We start from the raw sequence: 12170 nt of genomic DNA on the forward strand, positions 1-12170 counted from the left end.
CAAGAGTTTCATTTCTCTATTTTCACATTATTCCATTAAAATAGCACAAGCGGTAGACTTAAGCTTGAAGTGTAGTCTTTATGAGAAATAAATTTAATAATCAAATTTCACCAGTGATGCGTACCCGCTCCAGCGTCATCCCCACCAGCTCCTTGGCTTGCTCTTCCGAATCTGTTTCAGCGTAACATCTCAGCTCCGGCGCATTACCCGATGGTCGCAGATGAATAATCTGCCCGGAAGCAAATGTCAACCGTAAACCATCCGTTTTATCCTGATTGACTACATTACCCCATGCCTCGCCCAGTACTGTTACTATAGCTTGATGAGAACTTGCCAAGTTGGCTATCAGCGCCTGGCTGCGCTCGGTAGGGAATTCCTTAATCCGGTCACTTGCGGTAAAACGCTGAGGCAGCGATGCTGACAAAGCAGAAAGCGGTACGTCTTGTTCTCGCGCCAGAGCAAGCAGCGCCAACATCGGCAAGACAGCGTCACGGGTCGGCAAAGGTCCCAGCATGCAACTATTTCGCTCAAATGTATTACCTACCAAAAAACCGCCATTGGCTTCGAATCCAACCACACCACCCTTCTCAGCAGCTAATGCTGTTTGCATGACACTGATCACATAAGGCGAACCTATTTTAGTGCGCATGACATGAGCAAATGCACCACAGCGTTCTATAGCCGTGGTGCTACTAACTGGCGTCACCACTGTGTGGGCATCGAGGTATTGAGCACAGAGCAAACCCACAACATCTCCACGCAACCATCGGCCAGTTTCGTTGCCAATCAAGGGGCGATCTGCATCACCATCAGTCGATAACAGTGCATCTAACCGATGTGTGTTTGCCCATTCTCGACCCAAAACCTGCTCCTCTTCGCTAACTGCTTCAGTATCTATCGGCACGAAGCTATTTGTACGCCCAAGAGAAACCACTTCAGCGCCAAACTGTTGGAGCAGCTTCGTTAAAAAATCCCGCGCCACGCTGGAATGTTCATAAACACCAATTCGCTGCCCACCGAGAAAATTTTCTGGGAAGAACCTTTGATAGCGCTCGCGATACACATCGAGTGGAGTAGAAACTGAAATTAGCTTCATGGCGCTGCGATAAACACCTATATCGGATACCACCGCTTGAGTGATGGCAGTCTCATGATTTTTGCTGATCTCACCTTCCTCAGTATAAAACTTAATGCCGTTGCGATCAAAAGGAATATGACTGCCAGTAACCATAATGGCAGGTATCTGCTCTTGCAATGCATAATAAGCTAACGCGGGAGTCGGCAACGCACCTGCATATATGACCTCCATACCTCGCACCTGAGCTGCCGCTGTACAGGCCTGGATAATCGCAGGACTACTCGGTCGTAGATCGTGTCCAACCGCAACGCGCTTCGCTCCAGGCACGACTTCCTGCAGAAACGCCATCGTATAAGCCCAGCACACACGATCAGTCATATCTGTGACTAATCCCCGTACGCCACTAGTACCAAAGCGTACTCCCGAATCTTTGGCAATGTCTTCCAAATAAATTCTTTTACTCAAAGCCTTCCCATCCCTTATTTGTACAAATCAAGTTTTTGATACCACAATACGAAGGAACCACTACTAAGGTCAGCTGTAATTTATTTCACGCCTGTCGGTAATGATCTTGATTTGCGACGAACCAGGCATAGGTTGCACGTAAGCCCTCTTCCAGTTCAATTTTTGCCTGCCAACCTAGTGCCTTTAGGCGAGTAACATCCATCAATTTGCGTGGCGTGCCGTCAGGTTTACTAGCATCAAATCCCAACTGCCCCTTAAAGCCAGTGACACGCGCCAGCGTTTCCGCCAGCTCGCGAATGGTGCAATCGACTCCTGTTCCCACATTAATATGGGATAGCATTGAGTGAGTGTTGGCGCGATAAATATCCTGATCCATGTTCATGACATATACACTGGCGGCTGCCATGTCATCCACATGTAGAAACTCTCGCTTAGGTGTACCGCTGCCCCAAATGATCACTTCTTCGACTCCAGACTGGACAGCTTCATGGAATCGCCGCATCAGCGCAGGAATGACATGGCTATTGTCTGGATGAAAATTATCATGTTGGCCATAAAGATTAGTTGGCATGACTGAACGGTAATCTCTGCCATATTGCCGATTATAACTCTCGCACAGCTTGATACCAGCAATCTTGGCAACCGCATAGGGCTCATTGGTTGCTTCAAGAATACCGGTAAGAAGCGCATCTTCCCGCATTGGCTGCGGCACATTTCGTGGATAGATGCATGACGAACCCAGGAAAAGCAACTGCTGCACCCCAGTGCGATGAGCGGCATCTATGATGTTACATTCCATCATCAGGTTTTCGTAGATGAAGTCGGCCGGATAGGTGTTGTTGGCATAAATGCCCCCAACCTTTGCTGCCGCCAGATACACCTGATCAAAACGCTCGTTCCGAAAAAATTTCTGCACATCTGCTTGACTCCGCAGATCCAGTTGCGCATGGGTACGTGTTATGACTTCACAATCCCCTCGCGCCTCCAACTGTCGCACAATTGCTGACCCCACCATACCCCGATGCCCAGCCACATAGATTCTTTGCATAAAAACCAAACTCCTAAAAAACTGAATTGATGGAAGACTCAACTGGTCAAATCCCATCAATGCTAAACTTTGATCGCTACCTCACTCGTGATAATCAAACACCGCAAAACCATGACGTTTGACTAGATCATCCCGCTCTGCGGCCTTCAGGTCTTCCCGCACCATCTCAGACACCAGCTGAGCAAAACTTGTGCGCGGCTGCCAACCCAGCTTCTCTTTTGCCTTGGTTGGATCACCTAATAAAGTTTCTACTTCAGTGGGGCGAAAATAACGAGAATCTACCGCAACGATCAGCTTTTCATCCCCTGCCCCCATGGAAGATGTCGAGGGAGAAACCCAATAACCCTTCTCCCCCACTCCTTGCCCTTCCCAGCGAATTTTTATCCCAAGTACATCCGCCGCCGCATTTACAAAATCGCGTACACTATACTGCACACCCGTGGCGATAACGAAATCCTCCGGTTGATTCTGCTGCAACATCAACCACTGCATCTCCACATAATCCCGCGCGTGACCCCAGTCGCGCTTGGCATCCAAATTACCTAGATACAAACAGTCCTGCAGACCAAGCTTGATTCGTGCTAAAGCACGGGTAATCTTGCGAGTGACAAATGTTTCGCCACGCACAGGCGACTCATGATTAAACAGAATACCGTTACAGGCATACATCCCATAAGCCTCGCGATAATTTACCGTAATCCAGTAGGCGTATAACTTAGCCACCGCATACGGACTGCGCGGATAAAACGGCGTAGTCTCCTTCTGGGGAATTTCCTGCACCAGGCCATAAAGTTCGGAGGTTGATGCCTGATAAAACCGCGTTTTCTTCTCCAGCCCCAGAATGCGAATCGCTTCCAGAATTCGCAGGGTACCCAGCCCATCAGAATTCGCAGTATATTCCGGTTCCTCAAATGACACCCCAACATGGCTTTGCGCCGCCAGATTGTAGATCTCATCCGGCTGCACCTGCTGGATAATACGGATCAGACTTGAAGAGTCCGTTAAATCTCCATGATGGAGAACAAACCGACGATTTTCGACATGAGGATCCTGATACAAATGATCAATTCGATCGGTATTAAAAAGCGAAGTACGCCGTTTGATACCATGAACTTCATAACCTTTTTCTAGCAGATATCCTGCCAAATAAGAGCCATCCTGACCAGTAACACCAGTAATTAAAGCTTTTTTCATTTTGTATTTCTTATAAAATTAATTTGAGTATGTGAATTAAATGGAAATTAAAACGACTATGTCGTAATTACCGGCTTGTTTATAATAGATTCTTTCTCCTTTCTCCCTCAACTGCCTACGATCAATCATAAAAGCACTCAAAGCCATGAACGATAAGAGTTTGGTCAATTTTAAAATTATATTTAACAGCTGATTATGGCAAAACCATTAAAATCATTGGGAAATTGTCCGTAACTATGGTTGCTGATCAAATTCAAGTGTAATAGAAATGGCACCTCTTCTGAAAATCTATACATATGAATAATCGACTGTTTATTTGTTGCCTTTAGCAATTTAAACATAGTTAAACCATAAAATTATTAATACTATCCACAATGCTTCACGCAAATAGCCTCTTCATTAAAGTTCTCAATAAAATCCCCTATCCGAGCAATTTTTTGTCCGCTCTTACTAAATGCAGTGTATATTGAATCAGGATGGTTTGCGTTAAAACTCAACGTAGAAAAACATCGAACTTTATGAAATTCCGCCGAAAACTACCCCTGATGAGAGTTACTATCTCGCCAACCTCCAGAAGTAAAATGATGCCGCTACCCAGGAACTGGAACTGTATGATGTTTTCACATTGTGTAGATCAGCCATTGCCTGCATCTAACTGGCGATTCCCTCCACCTTACAATTGCAAAAAAGAACAACCTGTAACGCAACGTTGGAAATATGAGGGTCAGTTTTAAGTTTTGCTATATATGATCTCAGTTCATACTACAGATCGAGAAAGACTCTGATGCAATTGGTAGTTCATATTTTCTTAAAGCCTTGATCTGCTCAATTTGTTCCGGGTCGATGTAACCAATGTATGGTGTCTTTATCCTTCTTACCTTCTTTGTTGTAACTTGACTTTCTTTTCTTACGCACTCATCTACATCTATACCTATAGTACCAACTTCAAACGTCAAAGCGCCACCCCGTGACGTAACCAACGAAACATAGTCGCCAAGTTCCTCTTTGGAATAGCGTGTCCCGCCAGAACCCCAACATCCACCAAGATATGTCCAAAGATGCCATTGCGCACCATCAATACAGCGAGCATCCGGTATGGGTTTCAGATCTACACTTTCGCCTGCTATATAGTCATTCTGTAGGCTATAACGAATAGTTTTTAATCCCGGATTAAAAGCCACTAGTGCATCTGGATTTCCAGCCCTAAGTGCATCTGCAATTTCTTTGAACCATTGTTCCCGATGCGGTGATTTACTCCACTCCGATGAATATTGCACCCCATCAATCCACCAGCCAGAAACTTTTGTTTCATAACGAAGCGAAAATTCCTTAAGAACGGCGGCAATATTTTGAACCAGCTTGTCATTTGGCGGCCATCCCCCCATTGCTTCCCTAACTTTGGGTGACACATGCGATTTCGGATCCAGCCGTAAATTGATGTATAACATCAACCGTATATTTTTCTTGCGCAGAGCGTTAGATAACTCAAGAGGCACATCCCTAGTCGAAGTAAAACCATTTATCCCGAGAATACGATCATAGGTTTCATTAGGCGCCATCATCAGCCAAGGTTGATGATATAGTGTAAAAAGAAACCAAGCTGCTCCCACGTTGGCAGCTTGGTTTGCAATTTCGTCGATCTTCAGTTGAATGGCTCTTTGTTCGAGTTCGTCTGGAGACTGGGCAAAATAGTGCGTCGATAGTCCGATTTTCCCAGAATACATCCAATCAGTGTTGCGTTGCACTCTACTTGACCCCAAGTCAGTATCTGCTTGAACTTGAAAGCAAAAAAGCAGGAAGCTAAAAAATACAACATAACTACATAGAGTTAAATGCTTTAGGAAACTATCCATAATTAAGTATCTCACTACACATTAATACCGAAAGATAGTATTTCAGCAATTATGGAATTATGTAGATAAGTCATAACCATACCACGCACATATTTTGGCAAAAATAGTATTCAACTTGCTGATCGTTTCGGGCATTAGTTTGTCCACATGATCGCCTGGCGATCCTTTCCGAATATGTTTTGCCACGTCTTCCACTTCCGGACGAACATCATTTTTTCAGCAACCTCATCTAGCAACCTTGATTCAACAGGTATGCCAAAATGGGCGAATATATTATCTAGGAATTTCCTTTTATCAAAATAAATTTCCTCATATTTGAATAACTTAACATTCTCAAAATTCAAATTTTCTTTATATTTGTTAAGCTTATCTAGGTAAATTTCAGCAGCCTGCAGGACATATTGATCAATATTCAAGTGAGATGTAGCCTGCGCTTCCTTCAAGAAAGTATCCTGATTTTTGCTGGGAAGTTTATGTGAAACATTTTTCCCACCAAAAGAAAAATATTGAGAAACAAGTGCATCTCTCGGATCGCGAATCAATAGTACGGATTTTTTTTCCCTTAGGCGCAATGATTCATTTAGGAGTATTTCCGGTAAATATCTAAAACCATAAAAAATCTTACCAGGTATGAAGAAATCAAGTAAGCGTTCATCATTTTGCCAATCTTTATCGAATATTCCTTCATTAAATAAAGTATCCGGAATACTAATACTTGGGATACCAGCGGAATGACACACCTCACCTATCATTTTATGCATCAATGAGCTGCCTGCTTTATGTATTGAAAACGCATAGCAGTCCTGAAAATTCCCACAAGGAGCCAATTTAGCATTAAATATTTTTTTGTAATCAATCATGCAAATAAACCTTTAAATTGAGTTAGCAAGTTTCTTGAGGCAGGTCATCAAAAATAAATACTACCGCTTCAACGAAATCCTTATAGCATATAGAATATCCGGATATGCCGAGCGCAATATTGAACCATAATTGAGTATGAAAAATACATCTTTTTGATATCCCTAACCACATTTTCAGCATTAAGCCATTATCATAAAAATAATCCAATACGTGATCGAGGATCTTTTGGATAATGGTATTTAACTTATACTCAGCTATTCTTCATATTCGTAATGCTGTTGCAGTCCCAAGAAATTCTTCGAAAAAAACCTCCTGTAACCTGCCCTGTTTGTTTGATTCTAATATTCCAGCTTGGTAAAGTTAAGGTATAGAAGTGAGACATATAATGGTTTCTTATTAATATATATAGGCGACATTGCCTAACTCCATTTCTGGAAAACAATGAAACCGGCCGCACCTTCTTGTAAGCCGAATGAATTTTCAATACAACACAGTTAAAATCTTCAAATCGATTATTTACGGCAAGGCTAATTATTGGGAACCAATCTTTCTTGATAATATTATTAGTATTAAAATCTATCTGTTAGAAATCATAATTTTTTCATGCTAATCATAATACAGAGCAAAACCGTGTAACCCTTAATTTTGGATATGAGGTAATCCAGATCACATTGTATTTGTTTTTCTGAATATAATAATAAAGTGACTGTACCCGTAACCAAATAAAACATGTTTAGTATAAACTTAATAGAGCCGTCAGATACCATGGAAATGAATTTCGCTTGCTCAGCTACGTCTAGTATTTTAACTTTTACAAAGATAATACATGTGCATACAGAAAAATTCTCTAACCACCGTTTCCTTTGTCTAGTAGGAGTCGAGTCAAATTACTGCCTTATAGACCAATGATACCGCAGATCAATGCATTATTACCCTGGCTTTCTCATTGAGCGTAATCAACATTAGCTTGGATTTGGCGTAACCGTTTCCATTCTAAAAAAAAGTTATCATATGCACCAGCACGCGATTCTTTAACCAAATTCTCAGCTATAGTAGCAAGCTTGTTCGCTATGACCTCCCAGCGGAATCTTTGGGCATGGACTAGCCCTTTCTGACGTAAAGTGTCACCTATACTTGGGTCCTGGATCTGTATCAATGCGGAGCGCATTTCATCAGCCGATATGCCGCTGATGAGCAGTGCAGCATCACCCGCAGTTTCTGCTAGAGAACCATGCGAAGTGGTGATTACTGGACAACCCGAAGCCATCGCTTCAATTACAGGCATACCAAAACCCTCATAAAGAGACGGATAAACCAATGCCAATGCGCCTCCGTAGGCAAGTGCGAGTTCTTCGTCGGTCAATTCGACACGCTTGCAGCGTACCCCAGATGGTAACTTATCTAATATTTCCTGTTCAACCTGACGCTCACCGCCAACGCAAAACACATCAAACTGAACCTCCTTCATACTGGCCAAAGCGTCGAAGAATAAACCACTGTTTTTGTAACCATTGTGTTGTACCCGTGAGCCAACGAACAAAAAGTAAGGTCGGTCAAGCTCATATTGATTCCTGAATGCTTCAATTGCACCTATTTCGTGTTGGTGAAAAACAGTATGGTCTAAGCCATTATATGCCGTAATAACCAAATCAGGCGGGATCTCGGGGTATATGGCTAACAGATCATTACGGGTGTTTTCTGAAACACACAAGTAACGCTGCGCATAGCAGATCGCGGTCATTTTTTCCATCCAATCTGTATGCGATAAATCAAAATTGAATAATTCCGGGATCATGTCATGCACCATCAATACCATTGGTGTAGATATTGGGGTCGTATAATAGGTGGAGCTGAATACATCAATCTGGTAGAAATCGCAGATATCCTGTATCAATTGCGAGTCTGCAGGACAGTTGGTTGCTAAGTATGAGGGAAATGGAATGTACTCTATGCCTGAAATTGAAGGAGCTTTTCCTCTATCCAGGAAATATATCTGAAAGCGTCCATCTGCAACTAAAAGCTCTAAAACTGAACGCCACACACGAGCGATGCCGCTATTACTCAGCTGAAAAAAAACGCCATCAACAAGCAACTTGATCATAATTTGACTCCTTCGTCATTTTGTACTTTTGATGTCGCGCTAAATTGCGCAGCGCTTGCTGCGCCAATACATAGCGATCTTTAGAATTATTTACATCCATCCAGATTGCTTCCTTTGAGTTTAGTCTTTGCAAGAATTGATCATGTGAAATCACCATCTCAGATGGAATGAGTTTGCGGCAATAGTTCTTGTTTATTTCCATGCTTTCCACAACACCTCGACTATCTGGTCGCGTAGATAGTCCTTTTGGATTTTGATAATAAATCACGTTTGGATCATTGATTTTATAAAACTTCTTACCTGCAGCAAGGCAACGCATCCAAAATTCATAGTCTCCGGCCGACTTATAATGCGTATCAAAATATCCAAGCTCATCGTGCAGACGCTTTCGCCACATTGGCGCATTATGCGGTGAATTGTACCGCATCATGTTATGGGATGTGATGACTGGCAATGAAGTCTGGTAGCCGAAGGCGCTGATCTCTTCAAATGAAAGACGGGGATCAAACGTGTAGTATAAATCCTGATAAACAACATCAACGAAAGGCAAATTATCCAGGACGCCAGCCTGTAGTTGCAACGAGTCATGACGGCGAAAATCATCCATATTCGTATTTGTAAGATATTCGCCGCGAGCAGCTTTTGCCGCAACATTCCAAGCGTCATAAATCCCTATCCGGTAATTGCAGCGGATATAATTGATATTTTTGTGATGTGCAAGATATTTTTTAATGACTTCATACTCATTCTCAGGTGATTCCGCATCTACGATTACGAGTTCTAAATAATCGTTGAAGCCATCTTGACTAGTGATATTGTCCATAAACTGTTCAATAAAGTCACCACCGCGATACATACTCGCCAGCGCTGACACCAATATGCGGGGCTCACCTTTGATATGAAAGCGATTCATATATCGTTTGTCTGCTTCTTGTGGGGGGGTCTCGCGTAACTCCTCTGACCGATGCTGCCAATCATTAACAGTAACATGTTTATCCGTTCCCATGATTAAACAGGATAACCCATCGTGAGGCGCTGAATTGGCTCGCGCTAAAGAAGAATTGTATGAAATCTCGAACAAGTTTGCGAGCAATCCTGCACGATCCATGCTGCCATCTTCCAACTTGAGTATCCAAGGCTCGATTTCCCATGCTGCAGCACCGCGATTCAATACTAATTCGTAGGCCATCTGGATAAACTCACCATCGCTAATATCTGGTAGAATTGATCGGCGCTGGGAATGTTGTTGCGCTTCCTGGCTCGCGCCCATCAGCAGCATAAACTCATGAAATGGTAATCCGTTATTAAAATTATTTTTCCATATCTCAATCTCTTCAGATACGGGTGTACGGCCAACAGAAGTCTGATAAGCTTTGACGATCGCGTCCTCAAGCGTGAGTTTTTTCTCGCTCTCCTGCTCTTCAGCTGGAGCCAGAGTCTTATATATCGGCATAGCGCTAAGCTTGGCAGCCAATTTTTCACGCAGGTACAGTAAAGAGCGTACTAAGGGAGCTCGGGTAGCTGCCGATCTACAGTGGGAAAGTTCGCGTGAGCAACGATTAATGTACAAGGCCAGCGACTTAAAAGCTATCGTAGGCTTGTCGGCTTTGATCAGTTGTAGGATATTGTCTCTTATATGATTGCTTTCGTTATGTTTGAGTACCCGATCCACTAATTCGATAATTAGGCTAATCTCTTGCCTTGTTACCGTCGCACTCGCAAGCTCGATTAGTTTTTTTGTATATTCCATACCTTTTTCTTATTTCTCCGAGAATCACGTATTATCTTGCATATCACTTCATGCTTCTTTTAATAGCCACACTAATTCAAAATCTTGATCACCCAGGAATTTAGAAAGATCAGGTTATTAATATCCCAGGACAAACTTCAATTTACCATGGCCTGCTGTAAAACTCTTTCCGCCCGATCAAAGCCTGAGGAATTACTCAATATGAAAACTTCTTGTCAATATTAAAAATATCTTTTACATCTACTGATCTCTGGCTTCCTTAAAAGGCTGGAAGATAGTTATCGGTTCTACTGCTCAATTTAGTAGGCTATCAGCACATCGCTCAACTATTTCAATACTTACGGCAATAGATAATGAATATTTAGTATTTTGTGCTTCTTTATTGATTTCAGGTGCGTGTCCTTATCCGTTTAATGGAGAATAACTTTGTGACCTTCTTCATTTTTCTACCTTTTCATACCAATCATCCCATTGCTGCTCAGTACATCGATAACCTTGCTGTTCCAGCAGAGCACGAATATCGGCACGCCTTTGTGTAAAGTTATGCTCGACTGTTAGCAAACGGATATGCCATCGATCAAATGGAAAATTTTCAAGGATTTCAAATTCGCTGCCCTCCGTATCGATACTCAGATAATCAATTTCACGCGGGGCATTATGTTGCTCTAGAAAATCATTGAGTGAGATGGCGGTTAAAGTGAGCATCCTGCCAATGTTACGATACGCTGCGCGCTTATCGGCGTGTTGATCATCATCGGCATATTCCTGGCTACCACCATAGGCATCAGCAAGAATAAATTCGACCTGTTTCCCTGTTATGCCTCCAATGTACGCATCGGATATTGTGCATTGACGGTTTTGTTTGAGTTGAAGAAAAAACTTGGGATTGGGTTCTGCACAAATTCCTTGCCAGCCGAATTCTTTTTCCAGCAGCCAACTATTGCTGAGCATTACACCATCAGTAGCACCAAATTCTACGAAGTAACCGTTGCGTTTATATTTAGTTTTTTCCAGCACCCAGAGATCCTGCCCAAGTTGGGAGATAGATTTTTTCTTGAGGGTGTCAAGACATAAGGAAGCGCCTTCCACGAATGCTGGTGTGATCTCAGACGATAAAGAATGAATCATTTTTTGTTGCGCAAGCGAAAGCTCATTGTGTAGTAGTTCGAGTTCAGTTTCAAATATCTTCAGATGGGATGTTTCAAGGAAAGAAGCGCGCTTCATGGCTTGTAATTCTTCATCCATCAAACGTGCAGCTTGGGGCAGTAGACCAAATTTCGCCGTTTCGCGGATGATACGGGTCTGACCCAACAACCGTACGTCAGACTGGGGCATTACGACGGCAATGGATGTCTCGAAATGCTGGATGGCGCGTTGCTCCTGCTTGCCAGCGACAGCGGCACGGCCTAGCGTGTTATACACGCTGGCAATCAGGACCTGGCTAACTATCTTTTTGCTGCATCCCCATTCCTGCGCCAGACTGGTGAATTGACGAGCGGACTGAGTATCACCCTGCTGCATGTGACCCGCGGCGGCCAGTAACGCAAGCTTGGCTCGGTCCGGATGGTGTTGCAAAGTGTCGTGATCGAGTTTGGCGAGATTAGCCCAGTCGCCAAACTGCCATTGAGTGCGTGCACGTTCTAGCAGGTTTTCATCATAAGGAATGACAGGACGAATGCCGGATTGCTCATCCATATGGATAGTTTCGGTGTCTGTCTGGGTATTTTCCACTGGCGTAGCGGTGCTATCGGTCTGGGTGGGACTACTAAGCCAACGAATAATAAATGTGCGAAGATTGGAAAGCATAGTGTTAGGATATG

Annotated in this window: 8 protein-coding genes; all 8 read right to left on the bottom strand. The window is 43.2% G+C overall.

Annotation, left to right across the window (positions count from 1 at the left end):
• Positions 1-100 precede the first annotated feature (100 nt).
• The 8 genes from AAW31_RS03150 to AAW31_RS03185 all read right to left on the bottom strand — a co-directional run bounded on the left by AAW31_RS03150 (position 101) and on the right by AAW31_RS03185 (position 12156).
• Complete coding sequence (locus AAW31_RS03150) at positions 101-1543, bottom strand: phosphomannomutase (protein WP_046849127.1); 1443 nt, start codon at positions 1541-1543, stop codon at positions 101-103.
• 85 nt (positions 1544-1628) lie between these two features.
• The gene (fcl, locus tag AAW31_RS03155; protein ID WP_046849128.1) at positions 1629-2591 is read right to left on the bottom strand and encodes a GDP-L-fucose synthase; all 963 of its coding nucleotides are present in this window, start codon (positions 2589-2591) and stop codon (positions 1629-1631) included.
• Positions 2592-2672: 81 nt separating this feature from the next.
• Positions 2673-3785, bottom strand: a complete 1113-nt coding sequence (gmd, locus tag AAW31_RS03160) for a GDP-mannose 4,6-dehydratase (protein WP_046849129.1) — start codon at positions 3783-3785, stop codon at positions 2673-2675.
• Positions 3786-4537: 752 nt separating this feature from the next.
• Entirely contained in the window at positions 4538-5545 is a 1008-nt protein-coding gene (locus AAW31_RS03165; RefSeq protein ID WP_144412824.1) for a hypothetical protein, read from the bottom strand.
• A 227-nt stretch (positions 5546-5772) separates the two neighbouring features.
• Positions 5773-6498: a sulfotransferase domain-containing protein gene (locus tag AAW31_RS03170; protein ID WP_046849131.1), complete on the bottom strand. Its 726-nt coding sequence runs from the start codon at positions 6496-6498 to the stop codon at positions 5773-5775.
• A 944-nt stretch (positions 6499-7442) separates the two neighbouring features.
• Positions 7443-8600, bottom strand: a complete 1158-nt coding sequence (locus tag AAW31_RS03175; RefSeq protein WP_046851464.1) for a glycosyltransferase family 4 protein — start codon at positions 8598-8600, stop codon at positions 7443-7445.
• Positions 8581-10350 (bottom strand): glycosyltransferase, encoded by a 1770-nt coding sequence (locus AAW31_RS03180; RefSeq protein ID WP_046849132.1) that lies wholly within the window; start codon positions 10348-10350, stop codon positions 8581-8583. The genes AAW31_RS03175 and AAW31_RS03180 overlap by 20 nt, the downstream gene beginning before the upstream one ends.
• Before the next feature lie 438 nt (positions 10351-10788).
• Positions 10789-12156, bottom strand: a complete 1368-nt coding sequence (locus tag AAW31_RS03185) for an FkbM family methyltransferase (protein WP_144412825.1) — start codon at positions 12154-12156, stop codon at positions 10789-10791.
• Between the last annotated feature and the right edge of the window lie 14 nt (positions 12157-12170).

This window comes from Nitrosomonas communis (assembly GCF_001007935.1).
In the GTDB taxonomy this organism is placed as follows: domain Bacteria; phylum Pseudomonadota; class Gammaproteobacteria; order Burkholderiales; family Nitrosomonadaceae; genus Nitrosomonas; species Nitrosomonas communis.